This window comes from Arenibacter nanhaiticus, from assembly GCF_900141935.1.
GTDB classification, from domain to species: Bacteria; Bacteroidota; Bacteroidia; order Flavobacteriales; family Flavobacteriaceae; genus Arenibacter; species Arenibacter nanhaiticus.
In genome coordinates, this window is the sequence record NZ_FQYX01000005.1 from 133,389 (window position 1) to 154,301 (window position 20,913).

Here is a 20,913-nt window from a genome sequence, read left to right on the forward strand (position 1 = left end):
TTTTTATTCCTCGTAGTTGTCATGACATGCGGCAAAGGTATAGCCCAGCATACCAACGTGCTTTCCGCAACATTGACCGAAGAGAATAAAGAGATCAGCATTCAACAAGCCCTAGAATATGTAAACGACTCTAGGGACACCTTGTTGTTGCTATATTTTAACGATTGGGCCAATGCGTATGCCGATAAAAATACGGCTTTGGCAAAGCGGTTTTCCGAGGAGTTTAAAAAAGGCCTGCACTTGGCCAAAGATGAGGAACGAGGGTATACAAAGATTGTTAGCGTCGTAGACAATGATTATCAGGGATTAGTCTGGAATTATACTTCGGGACGTGATATAGTTAAAATAGATTTAAAGGAACCCTTGCTTCCAGGAAGCTCGGCAAAAATCTTCTTGACCTACAAAGTAAAGCTTCCTCCTAATAAATTCACCCCTTACGGATATGACAATAGAAGGAATTTTTATTTAAAAGACTGGTACCTTACTCCAGCCGTCTATGATGGTACCTGGCATTTATATTCCAATAAAAACCTAGAAGATTTATATACAGGCATAACCAATACCACCATCAACCTATTTATTCCCAAGGACCTGTTTATAGCCTCCAATTTTTCTACAACCCATAAGGTCACACTATCTCATGGAAAACACATTACTTTGACCGGCATCAAGCAAAAGAGTTGTGAAATTATCCTAGCCCCTGTAAATCGTTTCACCAAACACCAAACCCCTAGCCTTAACCTGGTTACGGACTTGGAAACCTTCCGATATGATCCGATATCATCGGGAATTTCAATAAATAGAATTGCAGATTTTATTCAAAAAAACCTGGGCGATTATCCACATCCACAGTTACTAGTCAGTGAAATAAATTACAACAAAGACCCCTTGTACGGTATCAACCAGTTACCATCTTTTATCAGGCCTTATGAAGAGCAGTTTCAATTTGAAATGAAGGTTTTAAAAACCGCGCTTAACAGCATTGTTAAAGAAACTTTATTCCTAAATCCAAGAAAGGAAAAATGGGTTACAGACGCCATTGTAAACTACCTGATGATTGCCTTTGTGGAGGAGTATTATCCAGATCAAAAATTATTAGGGAAATTATCCTCGCTATGGGGGGTGCGAAATTTTCATCTGGCCCAAATGGATTTCAACGAGCAATATCCCTTATTGCAGATGTTATCGGCCCGTCGAAATTCGGATCAGTCCTTAAGGACGGAAAATGATTCTTTAATAAAATTCAACCAAAAAATAGCCAACAGGTACAAAGCAGGCTTAGGATTAGCGTATTTGGCAGACTACACTGGCACCCATCAGGTTGATAATAGCATCAGAGCTTTTTACAAAAACTACCAGCTAAAACCTGTGACCGAAGCAGACTTTAAGTTTATGGTTGTTGAAGGATCCAATAAGGATGTAAACTGGTTTTTTGACGAATATGTATCAACCACAAAAAAAATAGATTTTAAGATCAAGAATGTTGAGAAGACAACCGATTCTTTAAAAGTAACTTTAAAGAACAAACAAGGAACCAATGTTCCTATTTCGCTATTTGGCATCAAGAACGACACTGTAGTTTCTAAATATTGGTTTACCAACATCACTTCGGAAAGGACTATTGTGATCCCAAAAAGCGGAGAAGAACGTTTAGTATTAAACTATGACCAAACCATTCCAGAATACAACCAAAGAGATAACTGGAAATCTTTAAACGGATTTTTCTCGAGCAATAAAAAAATAAAATTCCAATTTTTTAAGGATGCCGAAGACCCGTATTACTATCAGGTTTTTTATGTCCCAGTTTTGGCCTTCAACCTATACGACGGATTGACCCCAGGATTGCGCCTTCACAACAAAACCCTTTTAGAGAGGCCCTTTGTTTTCGATTTTTCGCCCTCCTATGCCACTTCTGAAAAATCTTTAGTTGGGTACGGGAAATTCAATTTCAGGGATTATCACGGCAAAAGCGGATTATACGTAACCAACTATTCTTTAACAGGATACACCTCTCATTTCCAAAAAAACTCTCGATACAGCACTATAAGCCCGGCCGTAGGCTTTGGATGGCGACCAAGCAATTTATTGCTTAACAAAAGATCTTCCTTAGTATTGCGTTCCGTCAACGTTTTCAGGGATCTCGATCCAAATTTAAAAGAAACCGATTTGGAAACAGAACCAGATTACAGCGTTTTTAATATCAAATACACCAATACTTCCAACAACATTTTAAACTATTTATCTTGGTCCGTAGACGCCCAATATTCTAATAAATTTAGCAAAGTAGCCTACGAATTGGAATACCGTAAACTGTTTCAAAACAACAGACAGTTTAATTTCCGATTCTTTGCCGGGAAATTTTTACGCAACGAAACTGCAGGATCGACGGATTTTTTCAGTTTTGCATTAGACCGGCCAACCGACTACCTTTTCGATTATGAATTCTTAGGAAGATCAGAAGGCGAGGGCATCTATAGCCAACAAATAATTATTGCCGAAGGTGGCTTTAAGTCAAAGTTAGCCTACCCCTACGCCAACGATTGGATGACAACTGTTAATTCGAGCATAAATATTTGGCGGTGGATTGAGCTCTACGGGGACTTTGGCTTTGTAAAAAACAAAGGGATTTCACCTAAAATGGTATACGATTCTGGAATTCGCCTGAATCTATTGACCGATTATTTCGAATTATACCTGCCTTTATACTCCAATAACGGTTGGGAAATAGCCCAATCACAGTACGATCAAAAAATTAGATTTGTTATAACCTTTAGCCCAAGAACCCTAACTGGCCTATTTACTAGGAAATGGTTTTAAACAATTATTATATTCCTAGAATTGTAGTGTATTTTTTATCATATTGTTATTTTAGAAAAATCTAAGGATTATTCTTTAAACATTATTCATCATTATAGCTTTCTATAGGTTGCAAAAACCATTCTGATTTGATATTTTTGTGAGAAACCATTTGTTCTATAATGAATATAAACTCCAAAGTAAGCAATGACATCTCTTTCGATGATTTTCAAGTACAAATACTGAAAGACTACGAAATAGCTGTCACCAGTAGAGAATGTAGCCTATTAGGGCGAAGGGAAGTCTTAACAGGAAAGGCAAAATTCGGAATCTTTGGCGATGGCAAAGAATTGCCGCAATTGGCCATGGCCCGTTCTTTCCGCAATGGAGATTTTAGAAGTGGGTATTACCGCGACCAAACCTTTATGATGGCGCTAGGCCTCCTTACTCCCAAAAACTTTTTTCACGGACTATACGCTACTACGGATTTAACCAAGGACCCTATGAGCGGCGGCAGGCAAATGGGAGGGCATTTTTCTACCTTTAGCCTTAACGAAGATGGTAGTTGGAAAGATCTTACGAAACAAAAAAATAGCAGCTCGGACATTTCTTGTACTTCTGGCCAAATGCCAAGATTACTAGGATTGGCACAGGCTTCAAAAATATACAGAAATGTCAAGGGTTTAAAAGGGGACAAATTTTCGGTCAACGGAAATGAGGTTGCATGGGGTACCATTGGAAATGCCAGTACTAGTGAAGGTGCCTTTTTTGAAACCATCAACGCTGCGGGGGTATTGCAAGTGCCTATGGTCATCAGTGTTTGGGACGACCATTATGGAATTTCGGTACATGCAAAACACCAGACAACCAAGGAAGATATTTCTGAAGTTTTAAGTGGATTTCAACGCGATAAGGAAAAAGCCGGTTTCGAGATCCTTAAAGTCAAGGGATGGGATTATACCGCATTGATTCACGCCTATGAAAACGCCGCGGATATCGCTAGGGAACAACATGTTCCCGTGCTTGTCCATGTAACGGAACTTACCCAGCCCCAAGGGCACTCCACTTCAGGATCGCATGAGCGTTATAAAAGTGAAAAACGACTGGAATGGGAAAGGGAAAATGATTGCAACAAACGCTACAGGGAGTGGATTTTAGAAAATAAAATTGCCACAGAAGAGGACTTAAAAATTCTCGAAAAAAACATAAAAAAACAAATAAGGACAGCGAAAAAAGAAGCCTGGGAAGAATTTTTAGCACCTCATAAAGCGCAGAAAAAAGCCCTTGTACAATTATTGGATAATGTTTCCAATGGCAGTGCCAACAAAAATTTCATTATCAAACTTAAAAACGATTTGATAGCGATCGAGGAACCTATCAAGAAAGACTTGGCTTCCAAAGCGCGAAAAGCAATACGCTATTTGATAGGTGAAAACAGCGTCGAAAAAGAAGCCTTGGTCAAATGGACCCAGCAGTTTTTAGCGGATTCACAATCAAAATTCAGTTCACATTTATACAATGAATTGGATAATAATGCCCTTAATGTTCCTGAGGTAAAACCCACCTATGATGCGGATGCCGAGAAAATAGATGGCAGAGTAATTTTAAGGGACAATTTTGACCTCTTATTTGAAAGACATAAAGAAGCCTTAATTTTCGGAGAAGATACAGGAGCGATAGGCGATGTAAACCAAGGACTGGAAGGGCTGCAGAAAAAATATGGGGAGTTAAGGGTTGCCGACACCGGCATTAGAGAAGCCACCATAATAGGACAAGGAATAGGGATGGCTATGAGAGGACTGCGTCCAATAGCTGAAATTCAATATTTAGATTATATCTTCTACGCACTTTATACCTTGACCGATGATTTAGCGACCCTGCTTTACAGAACCGTAGGGAAGCAAAAAGCCCCCTTGATCGTTAGGACCCGTGGGCACCGTTTAGAAGGAATATGGCACTCTGGATCCCAGATGGGAGGCCTAATACACCTATTACGAGGCATGTATATTCTAGTTCCTAGAAACATGACCAAAGCAGCTGGATTCTATAATACCTTAATGAAGGGAAATGAACCCGCATTATTGATCGAAAGTCTAAACGGATACCGCCTAAAAGAACCCCTACCCAATAACTTAGGGGAGCTATGTACTCCAATCGGGGTCGTAGAAACCGTAAGAGAAGGAGAAGATATTACCTTGCTTTCTTATGGCTCTACGCTTAGGATTGTTTTACAGGCAGCAAAGGAATTACAAGAAGTAGGAATCAACGCAGAAGTTATTGACGCTCAATCCTTATTGCCTTTTGATATTAAGCACGATGTTGTAAAAAGTGTTCAAAAGACAAATCGATTGTTAATTATAGACGAGGATGTGCCCGGTGCTTGTTCTGCTTATTTAATGCATGAAGTTGTTGAAAAACAAGGCGCTTACAAGTATTTGGATAGCGCCCCGCAAACACTCACCTCTAAACCGCACAGGCCTGCCTATGCAACGGATGGTGATTATTTCTCCAAGCCTAACCTCGAGGATATTTTTGAAAAAGTGTACAGCATTATGCATGAGTCGGATCCCAAAAGTTTTCCCGCCTTTATCTAAAGCAGGGTAAAAACAAGAAAAAGATTTACCTTGTTTAAGATACATATCACATAAAAAGACACCTCCACAATAATCGGAGGTGTCTTTTTTTTATTTTTCATTTAAATAGAAACACATAAAATTATGGTTATTTTAGCCTTAAAAAGATAAAATTACTACATGAAAAATTCCATTTTAAAAGACATTGGACTTGCGTTTTTACGGATGGGTGCCGCTGCCATGATGATCACCCACGGATTGCCTAAATTTCAAAAACTCGTCAGCGGAAATCTTCAATTTGCTGACCCTATTGGTATTGGAAGTACACCTTCCTTAATACTAACGGTACTAGCCGAGTTCGTATGTCCCATTCTAATTTTTGTAGGATTTAAAACGCGTTTGGCTAGCGTACCAGTTGTAATTACCATGTTGGTCGCTGGTTTGATAGTGCATGCTTCCGACCCGTTTAAAACAAAAGAGATGGCACTTTTATATGCCCTTATCTTCATTACCATTTTAGTATTGGGACCAGGAAAATATAGTTTGGACAGAAAGTAAATTAAAGATACCAATGGGTGTTACAATCACCCATTGGTAGTTAAAATATTCTTATCAATAATTCTTTTAGAAGATCTTGTTGAGTCATTCCGGCCCCTACTCCTTTTCCTTTTACATCTAATTGCCTTAAATGCGACACTATTTCGCTCACCCTTCTCATAGGATAATTTTTTGCCGCTAACTGAATTTCAGGAACCAAAAAAGGTCTAACCCCAAGGGACGATACAACATTTGCTTTAGAATGGTCTTTTAAACCGTGATACCCCAACAACTGAATAAAGAAAGAATACAACAAGGAAACGGTCAACACAAAGGGGTTGTCCTTAGGATTCTGCGAGAAGTAATTCACTATCCTAGCCGCCTTTACAAAGTCGCGTTCTATAACGGCTTTTTTTAATTCAAAATTGTTGTAATCTTTACTAATCCCAATATTAAGCTCTATTGCTTCTGGCGTAATTTCTACACCCTTTGGAACCATCATACACAATTTATCCAGCTCTTTATCGATCCTTCCTAAATCTGTCCCTAAAAATTCTACCAATAATTCGGCCGCTTTATGGGTTATCCCATAGCCTTTAACCTTTAACACCTTTTTAATCCAGTCTGCGACCTTGTTTTCATATAATTTTTTGCTCTCAAAAAAGACACCTTTTTTTTGAATTTCCTTATAGAGCTTTTTTCTTTTATCTAGTTTACTGTTCTTATAGCATACAACCAAAACTGTAGAAGGTTGTGGTTGTTCGGCATATGCTGCCAACCCTTCTATGGTACGAGACAAATGTTGTGCTTCTTTCACAATTACCACCTGCCGCTCTGCCATCATAGGATACCTTTTGGCGTTCCCTACAACATCTTCGACAGTGACGTCCTTCCCGTATAGCACCACTTGGTTAAACCCACGTTCTTCCTCTGATAGAATACTTTTTTCTATGAACTCGGAAATCTTATCTATAAAATAAGGTTCCTCTCCGGTCAGAAAATATATTGGTGCTATATTTCCTTTTTTTATATTGCCAACAATCAGTTTTACTTCATCCATTTAAAAAAATTCATCAACTTTGCCCTATGCAGCCATTAAATTACCCCGCATATGACTTTCGATTCAAAAATAGGGAAAATAAAGTCTATATATTTGATGCCGTCCGCAAAAAATTTGTGGTTTTACAACCCGAGGAATGGGTACGGCAACATGTTGTACAACACTTGGTATCCGAAAAAAAATACCCCATCAGCCATATCAATGTCGAAAAACAACTCACTGTCAATAAATTAAAAAAAAGGTATGACGTGGTTATTTTCAACCCTAGCGGGACTATTGAAGTCCTCGTGGAGTGCAAAGCACCAAAAGTAGTCATCACTCAGCAGGTCTTTGATCAAATTGCCAGGTACAATCTTCAATTAAAAGCGAAGTATTTGATCGTTACCAATGGCTTAGATCATTTTTTTTGTGAAATGGACTTTGAGAATGAACAATATAATTTTTTAAGAGACATCCCCGATTACAAGGTCCGGTAAGACTAGGCTGTCCTCTATCACAAAAGAGAAAGGACATTTACCTCTAAGCTCACCTTTGCCATTATATAGATCCACGCGCATTTTTCTATTTCCTTAATAATGGCGGTGCAGCGACCCCTAATCATATATAGGAGTGGAATTAGAAAATAAATCTTTAAATTGCCCTCTTAACCAAAGTTTAATCAAAAACCCGAATCGCCATAATATTCGGGACTCACATAGATGTCAAAAATAGCAATCGTTATACTTAACTGGAACGGAAAAGTTCTTTTGGAAAAATTTCTCCCTTCCGTAATCAAATATTCCAAGGGCGCAGATATATATGTAGCCGACAATGCATCAACCGATACATCTGTTCCTTTTATCAAAGCAAACTTCCCGTCGATAAAAATCGTTCAAAACACAGAAAACGGCGGTTATGCTAAGGGATACAACGACGCCTTAAAACATGTAAAGGCGGAAATTTATTGCCTGTTAAATTCAGATGTAGAAGTCACCCCAAACTGGCTGCTCCCGATAGAAAATGAATTTAACCGTAACCCTGAAGCGGCTATACTGCAGCCAAAAATATTGGATTACAACCAAAAACATTTGTTTGAATATGCCGGCGCAGCAGGTGGCTTTATGGATCAGTTAGGATATCCTTTTTGCAGGGGCCGAATATTCCAGGAAATAGAGCAGGATAAGGGACAATACAATGACCTTAAAGAAATATTTTGGGCCTCTGGCGCCTGTTTTTTTATAAGAAGCGAGGTTTTTCACAAATTTCGGGGCTTCGATGAGGATTATTTTGCCCATCAGGAAGAAATAGACCTATGTTGGCGAGCAAAAAACCATGGGTACAAAGTCTTTTATGTAGGGACCTCACAGGTGTATCACGTAGGCGGATCGACCCTAGATACTATGAATCCCAATAAAACGATGTACAATTTCAGGAACTCTTTATTCTCAATCCTGAAGAATCTACCGTTAAAAAAGTCCCTACTCATTATATTTTTACGGCTTTTACTCGACGGAATTGCCGGGATGAACTATGTTTTTCAGGGTAAATTCGACCATTGTTGGGCCATTTTTAGGGCTCATTTGAGTTTTTACAAGCATTTTCCAAAAATGTTAAAGAAAAGAGAAACAGACAATTTTACTACTAATTATTTCATAACCAAGTCTATTGTATGGGCACACTACGTATATCATGTGAAAAACTTTAACGTTTTAGTAAAATATTAACGAATAAGCACTAGTAAGACCCTTCTTTTTATATATTTTTACCCTTACTTTTGGAAACTTATAGAGAACCAAAATTTTAAACTATTAACACTATTTAAATAATTATGAAAAAAATCATTTTAGGCTGTTTAGGAGTGACCCTTTTGTTATCCTCATGTGTATCATCAAAAAAATACGCTAATCTAGAGGCCAAACAAAAAGAAACACAAGATTTATTAAATTCAGCTACGGTTAAATTAAACACTTGTTTAGCTAACACTTCTAGAATGCAAACTTTAGAAGAGCAAAACGCATTCTTAAAAGCTAACAACCAAGAGTTAATCAACAACATGGGTAATTTAACTACCCTAACAAGCAAAGGGGCTGCCAACTTAGAGAAGTCTTTAGAGAGCCTGAGAGAAAAAGACCTTACTATCAGAAAATTAAACGATGCTATCACAAGAAGAGATTCTGTGAACTTATCTTTAGTTCAGAGCTTAAAAGGTGTTCTTGGAAACTTGGATGATGAAGATATTGAAATCAGCGTAGAAAAAGGAGTTGTATTCGTTTCTATCTCTGACAAATTATTATTTAGCAGCGGAAGCTACAATGTAACTTCAAAGGCTAAGGAAGTTTTAGGAAAAGTTGCCAAGGTAGTTAACAACAAGCCAGATTTTGAATTTATGGTAGAAGGTCACACTGACACTGTACCTTACAAGAGCAACGCTGTCATTAAAGACAACTGGGATCTTTCTGTAAAACGTGCTACTTCTGTTGTTCGTATCTTACAAAATGAATTCGGTGTAGATCCTAAGCGTATGACTGCTGCTGGAAGATCTGAATACATCCCTGTATCTGCTACTGATAAGGCTAAAAACAGAAGAACCCGTATCGTTGTTCTTCCTAAAATCGACCAATTCTACAGCATGATCGAAGAAGGAATGAAAGATCCTAAGATCAACTAAGACATATCTTTTTTAAAAGAGAAAAAGCGACCTAATGGGTCGCTTTTTTTATTTCTATACTTTTTTAAAAATGTCGCTTTGGACGTTTTTTATAAAAAGAAGCGGATACAAATTATAGCATAATCTCTGCGAAATCCCCATTCTTCTTGGTATTATAGTATGGGCGTTCCCTCCTTCGTCGGGCGGGCCCTTAGCTATATCCCTTGCGTTGCTGCGGGGATGCCGCCGCGGTCCCTAACGCAAATGATTGCCAGAATGTAACTGTGGGGCTTCATAATTATAAAAGAGGTTCTAAGGTTACGATGGTTCCAGCAACCTTCTTAAAAATGAAGCTCCTTTAGAGCGAGCTTTATTCGATAATAACCACCACAAATGGTTAGCAACCTACTATTTATTTAGCAGTATACCTATCTCATTTAAACTATCACAGGGGCCCACCTATAACATATAAGACAGCTCTAAAGGCTACAAAAACACCCTGTTAAAATATATCTATATCTCCTTTGCCTTCCCTTATAACAATAGGCTCGTCTTCCGATAGATCTATCACCGTCGAAGCTGTGTTATCACCATACCCCCCATCGATCACTACATCGACTAAATTTCTCCATTTTTCATAGATCAATTCTGGATCCGTAGTATATTCCAATACATCGTCTTCATCCCTAATAGAGGTAGAAACGATCGGGTTCCCCAAGGCTTCTACCAAAGCTCGGGCTATGGAATTGTCAGGAACACGTATCCCTACGGTTTTTTTCTTTTTAAACTCTTTTGGCAAATTGTTATTTCCAGGAAGAATAAAGGTATAAGGCCCTGGTAAGGCTCGTTTTAATATTTTAAAGGTTGCGGTATCTATCTGCCTAACATAATCCGAAAGATTGCTTAAATCGGCACAGATAAAAGACCAATTGGCCTTGGCCAATTTAACGCCTTTTATTCGCGCTATTTTCTCCAATGCCTTCGTATTGGTAATATCGCAGCCCAAACCGTATACCGTGTCTGTGGGATATATAACCAATCCTCCTTTTCGCAAAATATCGACAATCCTTTTTATTTCTTTAGGGTTGGGATTTTCCGGATATATTTTAATAATTTCAGACATATGATAACTTGAAAATTAACAATATAACAAAGTAAACAATAAATTTATGATGTAGGGGCAAGCTCACCTACTTAAAATGGAATTCTGCCTGCTATAAAAGTACTTCTCTTAAACCTTACCTTAAAGCTGCGAGCCGTATTACCACCATGAAAATAAAGAATATTTTTAAGAAGAGAACGGATAACCGATTAATGACCGTTGTTTTAGCCTAAAAAATAGAGACTTAAAAATGAAACTGTCGGATATTAGGCCAAAGAACAGCTCGTAGAAAAAGCAAACCACAACAAATATACTATTGGCTGTGGCTTGCTCCTGAATTATGAGGTGTTACAACACCTCTAATTTGGCAAAACGGAGCAACAGTTTTTTGATATCTCCTTTGTCAAATTTTATTTCGGCTTTACGGTCATTCCCTACTCCCTCTATTTTTATCACTTGCCCCCTACCAAACCTAGTGTGGTTGATTAGGGAGCCCTCTGTTAAATTAGGATCGGACACATTGGTGTTACCCACCGGCGTGCTCAATTCTGGTTTTAACTTACGAAGTTTCCGAAGCTGACTTTCTTTTGGCTTAATAGAACTCGGAGGCGATCCCTGAACTGGTTTCTGCTGCCGGAGCTTACTCTTATCTACCTCTCCAAAGATATCTGAATCTATCAAAGGCTTGTATCGATAATTCTGTATTGGGGTTAGGTTTTCTATATATTTATCATCTATTTCTTCAATAAACCGACTAGGTTCCGCATCGACCAGTTTCCCCCATCGGTACCTATTCTGTGCAAAGGTGAGGTAGGCTTGTTTTTCGGCCCGCGTCAGCGCTACATAAAACAAGCGCCGTTCTTCTTCCAGTTCGCTTCTTGTATTCATACTCATGCCCGAAGGAAAAAGATCTTCCTCCATACCTACGACGTACACGTAGGGAAACTCTAATCCCTTGGCCAAATGTATGGTCATAAGGGCAACCCTATCATCATCTCCGGTATCCTTATCCAAATCGGTAGCAAGGGCAACATCTTCTAAAAACTCGCCCAGCCCTCCCGTAGCGTCTGCCAATTCCTTTTGACCTTCGACGAAATCCTTAATACCATTTAAGAGCTCCTCGATATTCTCCATTTTCCCAATACCTTCTGGAGTGCCATCTTTTTTAAATTCTAATAAAACCCCTGTTTTTTTGGCCACATGCTCGGAAAGCGTAAAGGCATCGGAGGTTTCGTTCATGATCTGAAAACTCTTGATCATGGTCACAAAATCGGTTAGTTTCCGTTTTATTCCAGCATTAATTTTCAAATCTACCCTATCCAAGTTTTCCATCACCTCATAAATAGAGCGGTTATAGTGGTTGGCAGCAACCGTAAGTTTGTCAATAGTACTCTGTCCAATTCCCCTGGCCGGGAAATTAATAACCCGTTTTAAAGCCTCTTCATCTTTAGGGTTTATGATCAGTCTTAAATAAGACAAGACGTCTTTAATCTCTTTACGCTGATAAAATGAAAGTCCACCATAAATCCGATAGGGAATATCCCTTTTCCTTAAGGCATCTTCCATGGCCCTCGATTGGGAGTTGGTTCTATAAAGAATCGCAAAATCGCCATTATCCATTTGATTTTCCATCTTATTCTCAAAAATAGACCCTGCTACGAACCTACCCTCTTCCGCATCTGTAGGACTGCGGTGTACTTTTATCAAAGGACCGTCGTCATTAGAGGTCCACACGACTTTCTCTAGCTGGTTTTTATTCTTAGCAATAATAGAGTTGGCTGCATTTACGATATTTCCGGTAGACCTGTAGTTCTGTTCCAAGCGGTACATCCCTACGTTTTCATAATCCTTTTGAAAATTAAGAATATTATTAATATTGGCCCCTCTAAAGGAGTAAATACTCTGGGCATCATCACCAACAACACAAATATTATGAAACCTGTCCGAAAGTGCCTTTACAATTAAATACTGGGAGTGGTTTGTATCTTGGTACTCATCTACCAAAATATACCGAAACCTATCCTGATATTTTGCCAAAACTTCTGGGAACCTGGTCAGTAACTCATTCGTTCTTAACAACAAATCATCAAAATCCATCGCTCCAGCCTTAAAGCATCGATCTACATAGTTCTGATAAATCTCGCCCATTCTAGGACGTTTTGCCATGGCATCGGCTTCTATCAAATCACGATCGTTAAAATAAGCTTTCACGGTAATTAGGCTATTCTTAAAGGACGATATTCTGTTTTGAACCTGTTTGTACTTATAGATATCCTTATCCAATCCCATTTCTTTTATAATAGCAGAAATAAGGCGTTGAGAATCTTGAGTATCATAGATGGTAAAGTTACTTGGGAAGCCCAATTTGTGGCCATCGAAGCGCAAAAGCTTGGCAAAAACAGAATGGAAGGTTCCCATCATTAAATTTTTTGCCTCAGACGCCCCTACGATATCTGAAATACGTTGTTTCATTTCCCTAGCAGCCTTATTGGTAAAGGTGAGGGAAAGAATATTAAAGGCATCTACGCCCTGATTCATTAAATATGCTATTCTATACGTCAATACCCTGGTCTTTCCGGAACCAGCTCCGGCAATCACCATTAAAGGCCCATCCTTATGTAATACGGGAGCTTTTTGGGCCTCATTCAACTCATTTATAAATTTTTCCAAAGCGTCTTATAATTTAGTTCCTACGGAACGGTGAAATTAACCATAAATAGGCTTAACTAAAAGCCGATGGTTTATTAATTATACACAAAGAAAACTATTAATAAGGGTATTTTATATAATCTTATTAATATTTAATTCTTTAAAATATTCTCGGTTTTTGTTTTCTTCAGGGCTTCCAACGCCTTGAAAGAACCTTTGCTCTCCCTACAATCCTAAAATTAACATCTCTAGGGCCTAGTAATTTTAAGTATTACAAGGAGTTATCGAATAACAAAAAACTAGCTGTTATTTCATCACCTTCACCCTATCCATTTTATAATTGACGCTTGAAAAATGATGTTGGGAGTCAAGTTATTTTCAGAAATATTCCTTGATTTTTTAGCCTATTAGTTAACGAATATTAACTAGGAAAATCTAAAAACAATAAAGACCTTTATGCCTAAATTTTAGATAAAAATTCATGGAATCGGTTTTAAACATTTTATGGGGTTTTCCCTGGTGGACCTGGGTCTTATTTTTTTTAGTACTGGTAGCTATTAGGGACATTTTTGTCCAAAGAGCGCATACCATTTCACACAATTTCCCGGTAGTAGGCCATTTGCGATATTGGTTAGAAAGCATTGGGCCGGAAATGCGACAGTATTTTGTGGCCAACAATAGGGAAGAACTTCCTTTTAATAGAATAGAAAGAGGGTGGATTTACGCTTCTGCCAAAAGAGAAAATAATTACGAAGGTTTTGGCACCGATAGGGATATCTATGCGCATCAGCATATATTTATTAAAAACCAAATGTTGGCGTATAAAAACCCAACGGACCATCCTAACAATATAGATCCTTCCTTTATACCTTGTGCCAAGGTAATGGGGGCTTACAATAACCGCAGAAAACCCTATAGGCCAGCTTCTATCATCAATGTATCGGCCATGAGTTTTGGCTCCCTATCTGCGGCTGCAGTAGAGGCTATGAACCGAGGGGTGATGAAATCGGGTGCCTTTCACAATACTGGAGAGGGAGGTTTATCTTCTTACCACAAACAAGGCGGCGATGTTGTTTTTCACTTTGGCACGGGGTATTTTGGGGTACGCGATAAGGAGGGAAACTTTTCTATGGAAAAGATGCGCCAATTGGTTGCCGATAATCCCTGTATAAAAGCTATCGAAATAAAACTTTCCCAAGGGGCAAAACCCGGGAAAGGAGGAGTCTTGCCAGGGGCTAAAATAACCCCTGAAATAGCAGAAATAAGAGGGGTAGAATTAGGCATTGACGTATTGTCTCCTGCCACACATTCTGCCTTCAGCAATATCCCCGAATTAATCAAATTCATAGAGGACATTGCCGAAAACACAGGGCTTCCGGTGGGCATAAAAGGAGCTATTGGAAAATTGGACCAGTGGGAGGAATTGGCTTTAATAATGGTTAAAACGGGGAAGGGACCAGACTTTATTACCATCGATGGTGGGGAAGGCGGTACCGGAGCAGCACCTCCTAGTTTTGCCGATCACGTTTCCTTGCCTTGGACCTACGGCTTTTCGAGCTTGTACAAATTGTTTGACAAATACAACCTCACGGAACGAGTTGTTTTTATCGGCAGTGCCAAACTAGGCTTCCCGGCAAAAGCGGCCATGGCCTTTGCTATGGGTGTAGACTGTATTAATGTAGCCCGTGAAGCCATGATGAGTATCGGTTGTATCCAGGCCCAGGTATGCCACACCAACCGTTGTCCGGCCGGGATAGCCACCCAGAGCAAATGGTTGCAAAGAGGTATTGATGTTCCTTTAAAATCGGACCGGTTGGCACAGTATTTTAAAACGTTCAGAAAAGAATTGATTGAAATCACCCATGCGGCGGGATACGAACACCCATGTCAGTTTACCATGGACGATGCCCAAGTAAACGTAGATGACAATGACCTTAACAGGGCGCTGTCGGCTACCTATGTCTACAATAAAAACGCTGTTCCCTTTAAAGGTATGCAGCATTTATTAGACTGCCCTTATTTAGGAGGCAAGGCCTATGTCGCAGATATACAAAAAGAACAAAATACCTCCAAAGAAGTATTAAATAAAACAGTATTGGAGCCACAAAAATTTTAATAACCCGAAAGGGATGTTATTTTTGTCCTTGAATGTACGGGAGGCCAATCAATCTTCCTTAATTAATCTATATTATCAATGAAAAGAAATACAATTACAGTTCTAATTTTATTATTTACCCTTCATTTTTCTACAGCCCAGAGCAAAAGAGAATTAGTACAGGAAATTGACGGCCTTAAGACTAAAATTCAAGATACCGAAGTAGCTTTGGCAGAATCAAGACAGGAAAACAGAATCGCTTCGGCCAAGCTAAGTGCTTATGAAACGCAGATCAGCCATTTAAAACAAACCAATGCCTCTCTTCTTAGCAATCTGAATGGATTTTTAGAAGCTTCGACCAAAAAATCGGAAAATATAGGGAGCACTTTAGAAAGCCTTCGTCAAAAGGAAATTCAACTAAGAACTATTAGCGACGCTATTAGCCATCACGATTCCCTGACATTAGCTACCCTGACCAACTTTAAAAAAGTATTGGGCAATGAGCTATCTATGTCACTAAGTCACGGAGCCTTGGCCATCTCCTTACCTAATACTATGATATTTGGCGAGAATACAAAAAACTTTAAGGTTTCTGAAAAGGCCGATATGCTTTTGAGCAAAATTGCCTCAGCTTTACAGGCGCAACCGGAATTAAAAATAGAAGTTGTCAGCAATAGCAATGCTGTAGAGACTAAGGAAAACAAATTGGACAATTGGGAAATAAGTACCCAACAAGCCGCTGCCATCGCTAAGGTTTTACAAAAAAAATACCAGATCGATGCCAGTAGAATTCAGGCTAAAGGAAAAAGCGAATTAGGTTTTGACAGTATTGAAACCAAAACCCAGATCATTATCCAGCCAGCGTTTTATAATTTCTTCAAATTGGTAAAGGAAAACATAAAGAACTAAGTTTAGGATAAAAGGACACTATAGAAAGCACTTAGGTTTTCGGCGACAAAATTAGAATCTTTCCATAATTTTTAAATCATTAGGACGTTCTAGATGCTAGTAAGTTCTAACCAAATGATCATTAAAATGACTACACAAGAAATATTTCAATTATTTGCTTACGTTTTACCTGCTTTAGTTACGGGTCTGGTGTCCTTTTATTTTTTTAGATTGCACACTAACAATGAGGAAGGCAGAAGACGCTATCTTTTGCATAAGGACACCCAAACAACCACCCTTCCCGTTCGTCTTCAGGCGTATGAAAGAATGGTCTTATTCTTAGAAAGGATCTCCATTCCTAGTTTGGTCGTCAGAGTTGCCCCTAAAACGAGCAACAAAAACGATTATGAAAACTTATTGATCAAAAGTATTGAGGTTGAATTTGAGCATAATCTAGCCCAACAAATTTACCTGAGCGATGACTGTTGGAATATTATCAAAGCCGCAAAAAGCGCTACCATTCAAATGATCCGAAAGGCAGGAATGAGCGAATCGGATACCGCGGACAAGCTTCGTGAAGACATCCTTAGCTTAACGATGGACAAGCAATCGCCATCGGCAACGGCCTTATCGTATTTAAAAAAGGAAATAAGTGCACTTTGGTAGGCGCTTAATCCATATATACGGTCGAAAACTTTTCTTCGGCATAGGAAAAGCCTTGTTGCCACCATTCGGCCATCAATTTTTTATTAAAGACCAGAGAATTTTCCGTGAGTTTGGTGGGCGTGTAATAGATATTTAATTGTACCCCATTGTGTTTGGCCGCCAATACGCCTTCGGATATATCGTGATATTCTATCTGATCTAACACAAAACCATAAATACTCAACATTAAAGAAAACGGATTTTTCCCCAAAACTTTATTGTGCTCCATATTTTCCGACTCCAATACTATGGCATCGATTTCAGTAGCTCCTCGCCTAATGGCTTCGCGAATAGGGACAACACATCCTAGGCCCCCATCACCATATTCAAATCCATCCTTTTTGACCAAGGACATAAAAGGGATATAATTACAGGAGATCCAAATCCAATCGCAAAACTCTTCATAGGTAAAATCTCGAATAGATTTATATTCTATTCTATTTTTAGACAGGTTAGATACGGTAATGACTACCTCCTTTTCACTACTCTTTATAGCCTTAAATTCTTCTTTGGTAAAATTTCTTTTAATAGTCCGGTGCAAGGCCTTGCTCTCTCCAAAGGTTCGCTTTCTTTTTACAAACTGTAAAAAGGTGGTCAAAAAATTAATGGACACATATTCCCTACCCTCCTTTTTACGCACTACAAAAGGATTTAGGCTAAAAATTGTACTTTGATGGACATTGGTAAAAACATCATATAGTTTTCCAACATTGTTTAGGGCCAAATGTGGAATTAACAAACTCCCTGTAGAGGTCCCTACCAAAATATCGTATTTCCGTTTTTCTACTTCCATAAGGTATTGGGCAACGCCTCCAGCAAAAGCCCCTTTGCTTCCGCCTCCGCTAATCACTAATGCTCTCATATGTATCTAATTCAATCTGGTTGGTTTCACTGTTTTTATGTTGTGCAAAAGAAAATCCGCTTTCCCACCAAAGCCCCATCTTTTCCTTATCAAAAATAAGTGAATTAGTAGTTAATACGGTAGGGGTATAATAAAAATTTATGATGGCATTGTTATGGCTGGCTACGAATTTACCGATCCGTATGTTTTGTTTTTCAATCCGATCGAGCATAAAAGCAAACATATTGGTCAATAAGGAAAACACATTACGGGACGGCATACGGTTTATTTGGGTAACTTCTGTCTGTAAAATAATAGCATCGACAATGGTAGCCCCCCGTCTTATGGCTTCTTCAATAGGCACCATGGAACCTAGGCCTCCATCGGCATATTCGCAGCCATTTTTTTTCACCAAACTCATAAATGGGGTATAATTGCACGAAATCCAAATCCACTCACAAAACTCCGCATAAGAATAGTCCTGAACGGATTTATATTCTACTTGATTCAGGGATAAGTTAGAAACGGTCACCACAAGCTCCAAAGCTTGGGATTTTATCAAATCGAATTCTTTTTCCGTAATGGTATCCTTGATCAATTGGAGTAAATTTTTGCTCTCCCCGAAAGTTTTACTGCCTTTGGCGAAATTTTTTAAGACATTAAAGTGATGTATCCCAATATTATCGACTCCGTGCTTTTTTCGCACCACAAATGGACAGTTGTTAAAAATATTGTCTTGATTTACCGAGGTGTAGATTTTTTTTATTTTTTCTATTTTTCCCAACGCTAAATGGGTGATGAGCAAGCTTCCTGTAGAAGTTCCTATAAAAAGATCGTACTGATGGTGCAATTCTTGCATCAGATATTGTGCAACACCCCCAGCAAATGCGCCTTTACTACCACCTCCAGAAATTACCATTGCTCTCATTCAGCTCCTAAATTATTTTTAATATAACGTTTTTCTGCCTCATTTAGTTTTTCCGACAAACCGATAATTCTTTTTCTGTATTCTTTATGCCCCATAAGCTCTTTTAACATGGTTTGGGAAAACTTTTTAAACTGCCAAGAATGGTGTTGGGAGGCATTGATCAGATCTAAAAGGTTGTTGTCGGAAAAACCTATGGTATCCCACAATAACTGAAAGGCATTTTGGCGGACTTCCATCCCAAATTCGGGTGCGGTATACCCGCTGAGCTCCTTAAAATACACCGCCTTATTATGGGGCTCAAAATCCTTGGTCAACAAGGCCAATGTCAACCATAGAATACGTACATTTTTACTGGGCAAACCAACAACCTCTTTGGTCCTTAACAAATAGTCTGACCGGTCTTGTGGAAAATTGATCCATAATTTATAGAGCACATGCTCTATAGTGATATAGCTATGGTCTTCTAAAAGGGATTCAAATTCATCTTTTAATCCGACAGGAACCTCAGGGGCTGCGATGGCTATAGCTTGTCGGAGCACTATATCATTACTATCAAAAATCTCTTTTATTAATTCTTGGGGAAGCGATTTGTAATAGGTTTTTACCAAATGGGATTTAAATTGGGGCACTGCTGTTTTATTCCAATACTTTTGGATAGCAATAGAACGATTGACCTGACTAGTGATTAACTCTTGTTCTAGGTTAAAAAGTTCTAACAGGGATTCGGATCCTTTTTTAAGGCTTCCTTTTGCCACGCTAAAGGGAAATATTTTTTCTTGTAACCATTGTTCCTTAAACAAGCTTAAATCTTTCCCACTTACCAAAGCCATTTCTGCTAAAAAGGCTTCGATATTGGTGTTTTTAAAGCTGTTTTTCCTCAAATATTGATTCACTCCTTCTTTAAAAGCTGTTTCCCCTATATTTTCTCTTATAATATGAAGGGCCCACGCTCCTTTTTCATAGAAGGTCAGACTACTGGCTGTGGGATCTAACAAAGACTCCCCTTGACCCTTCGCCGATAGCTCTGCAAGCTGTTTGGCGGATTCATATAATTTCCAATAATAATATTCGGCACCAAAAATTTCCTTCTCGGCGAGCAAAGCATAATAAGTAGCAAACCCTTCGTGCAACCAGTGACTTTCACTACTCTCTTGAGTGACCAGATTGCCAAACCATTGATGTGCCATTTCATGGGCATTGATATTGACAAAGTTTCTGTCATTAAAAGCAATGCTATCAATCATATAAGCATCAGAAAAAATAGTAGCCGACGTATTTTCCATCCCGGCATATAAAAAATCACGGACCGGAATTTGCTTGTAATTTCCCCAAGGATACGGCACCCCTATTTCTTTTTCAAAAAAATCGAAAATTTCCTGGGTATATTTATAGGTAGGAGCTACCAATGCGCTGTCTTGGGGATAATAATAGAGTTCTACAGGAACCTTAGTCGCCGTAAACAATTCCTTTTTCTCATAATCTCCAATAGCAAAGGCCAACAAATAACTGCTCATTGGCTTATCCATGCTATAGCGCCATGTTTTAATACCATCGACTGTTAGGGTATCCTGTAACTCCCCATTAGCTATTGCCTTGTAATCTTTATCGAAACGAATCTCCATATCGAAAACCACTTTCTCGGTCATGTCGTCAAAACTAGGGAGCCAATGGCTCGTATACTTCCCCTGTCCTTGGGTCCACACCTGTTTATTGGGCAAGTTGCTGTCCCATCCTATGAAGTAAACCGCTTGTTTTGGTTGTACCTTATAGTTCAGATCCAGGGTATAAGTTTTATTTTTTTTAAGCTTTTTATAGAGTATCAACCTTTGGTCATCGGCCTTGAATTTAACTTTTTTATTATTTAACAAAACCGATAAGAAAGTCATGTTTTTAGCATCCAAAAAAACGCTGTCTACCTTTTCCAAAGCGGTAAAGGAATAGTTTACAGATCCCTGAATACTTTTATTTTTGGGATGAATCCCTAGACTAATCTTCCCTTTAATAAAATTGACCTTATCTTGATGCTGCCCATGGACTATACATACAACGAGCAGGAATACTATATACAATAGGTGTTTCATATGTAGACAAACATTGTTTTTTTTAGCGATCG

At 38.7% G+C, this 20,913-nt stretch carries 15 protein-coding genes; 9 read left to right on the plus strand and 6 right to left on the minus strand.

What is annotated here, in order from left to right:
• Positions 1-21 precede the first annotated feature (21 nt).
• The 3 genes from BUA16_RS05025 to BUA16_RS05035 all read left to right on the plus strand — a co-directional run bounded on the left by BUA16_RS05025 (position 22) and on the right by BUA16_RS05035 (position 5,927).
• On the plus strand, positions 22-2,817 hold the full coding sequence (locus BUA16_RS05025) for a gluzincin family metallopeptidase (protein WP_072763545.1): 2,796 nt from the start codon (positions 22-24) through the stop codon (positions 2,815-2,817).
• A gap of 161 nt (positions 2,818-2,978) precedes the next feature.
• Positions 2,979-5,390 carry an alpha-ketoacid dehydrogenase subunit alpha/beta gene (locus BUA16_RS05030; RefSeq protein ID WP_072763546.1) on the plus strand — a complete coding sequence of 804 codons (2,412 nt, stop codon included), beginning with the start codon at positions 2,979-2,981 and terminating at the stop codon, positions 5,388-5,390.
• A 159-nt stretch (positions 5,391-5,549) separates the two neighbouring features.
• Complete coding sequence (locus BUA16_RS05035) at positions 5,550-5,927, plus strand: DoxX family protein (RefSeq protein WP_072763547.1); 378 nt, start codon at positions 5,550-5,552, stop codon at positions 5,925-5,927.
• Between the two features lie 40 nt (positions 5,928-5,967).
• Here the strand turns inward: BUA16_RS05035 and holA are convergent, their stop codons facing one another.
• Positions 5,968-6,966, minus strand: a complete 999-nt coding sequence (gene holA, locus BUA16_RS05040) for a DNA polymerase III subunit delta (RefSeq protein WP_072763548.1) — start codon at positions 6,964-6,966, stop codon at positions 5,968-5,970.
• A gap of 26 nt (positions 6,967-6,992) precedes the next feature.
• Here holA and BUA16_RS05045 point away from each other — a divergent pair, with 26 nt between their 5' ends.
• The 3 genes from BUA16_RS05045 to BUA16_RS05055 all read left to right on the plus strand — a co-directional run bounded on the left by BUA16_RS05045 (position 6,993) and on the right by BUA16_RS05055 (position 9,613).
• A complete protein-coding gene (locus tag BUA16_RS05045; protein WP_072763549.1) occupies positions 6,993-7,442 on the plus strand; it encodes a type I restriction enzyme HsdR N-terminal domain-containing protein in 450 nt (149 codons plus the stop codon).
• 222 nt (positions 7,443-7,664) lie between these two features.
• Positions 7,665-8,669, plus strand: a complete 1,005-nt coding sequence (locus BUA16_RS05050) for a glycosyltransferase family 2 protein (protein WP_072763550.1) — start codon at positions 7,665-7,667, stop codon at positions 8,667-8,669.
• 104 nt (positions 8,670-8,773) lie between these two features.
• Positions 8,774-9,613, plus strand: a complete 840-nt coding sequence (locus tag BUA16_RS05055) for an OmpA/MotB family protein (RefSeq protein WP_072763551.1) — start codon at positions 8,774-8,776, stop codon at positions 9,611-9,613.
• 481 nt (positions 9,614-10,094) lie between these two features.
• Here BUA16_RS05055 and BUA16_RS05060 read toward each other — a convergent pair whose 3' ends face one another.
• Positions 10,095-10,715, minus strand: coding sequence for an L-threonylcarbamoyladenylate synthase (locus tag BUA16_RS05060; RefSeq protein ID WP_072763552.1), 621 nt, complete (start codon positions 10,713-10,715; stop codon positions 10,095-10,097).
• A 327-nt stretch (positions 10,716-11,042) separates the two neighbouring features.
• Entirely contained in the window at positions 11,043-13,364 is a 2,322-nt protein-coding gene (locus tag BUA16_RS05065; RefSeq protein ID WP_072763553.1) for an ATP-dependent helicase, read from the minus strand.
• 460 nt (positions 13,365-13,824) lie between these two features.
• Here BUA16_RS05065 and BUA16_RS05070 point away from each other — a divergent pair, with 460 nt between their 5' ends.
• From BUA16_RS05070 to BUA16_RS05080, 3 genes are all read left to right on the plus strand, one after another.
• Positions 13,825-15,459: an FMN-binding glutamate synthase family protein gene (locus BUA16_RS05070; RefSeq protein ID WP_072763554.1), complete on the plus strand. Its 1,635-nt coding sequence runs from the start codon at positions 13,825-13,827 to the stop codon at positions 15,457-15,459.
• A 78-nt stretch (positions 15,460-15,537) separates the two neighbouring features.
• On the plus strand, positions 15,538-16,347 hold the full coding sequence (locus BUA16_RS05075; RefSeq protein WP_072763555.1) for an OmpA family protein: 810 nt from the start codon (positions 15,538-15,540) through the stop codon (positions 16,345-16,347).
• A 126-nt stretch (positions 16,348-16,473) separates the two neighbouring features.
• Complete coding sequence (locus BUA16_RS05080) at positions 16,474-16,992, plus strand: DUF7935 family protein (RefSeq protein ID WP_072763600.1); 519 nt, start codon at positions 16,474-16,476, stop codon at positions 16,990-16,992.
• Positions 16,993-16,996: 4 nt separating this feature from the next.
• Here BUA16_RS05080 and BUA16_RS05085 read toward each other — a convergent pair whose 3' ends face one another.
• From BUA16_RS05085 to BUA16_RS05095, 3 genes are read right to left on the minus strand one after another with little or no spacing between them, the layout of a single operon-like run.
• Positions 16,997-17,893 carry a patatin-like phospholipase family protein gene (locus BUA16_RS05085; RefSeq protein ID WP_072763556.1) on the minus strand — a complete coding sequence of 299 codons (897 nt, stop codon included), beginning with the start codon at positions 17,891-17,893 and terminating at the stop codon, positions 16,997-16,999.
• A complete protein-coding gene (locus BUA16_RS05090; protein WP_072763557.1) occupies positions 17,874-18,800 on the minus strand; it encodes a patatin-like phospholipase family protein in 927 nt (308 codons plus the stop codon). The genes BUA16_RS05085 and BUA16_RS05090 overlap by 20 nt, the downstream gene beginning before the upstream one ends.
• Positions 18,797-20,881 (minus strand): M1 family metallopeptidase, encoded by a 2,085-nt coding sequence (locus BUA16_RS05095; RefSeq protein ID WP_072763558.1) that lies wholly within the window; start codon positions 20,879-20,881, stop codon positions 18,797-18,799. The genes BUA16_RS05090 and BUA16_RS05095 overlap by 4 nt, the downstream gene beginning before the upstream one ends.
• Positions 20,882-20,913 lie beyond the last annotated feature (32 nt).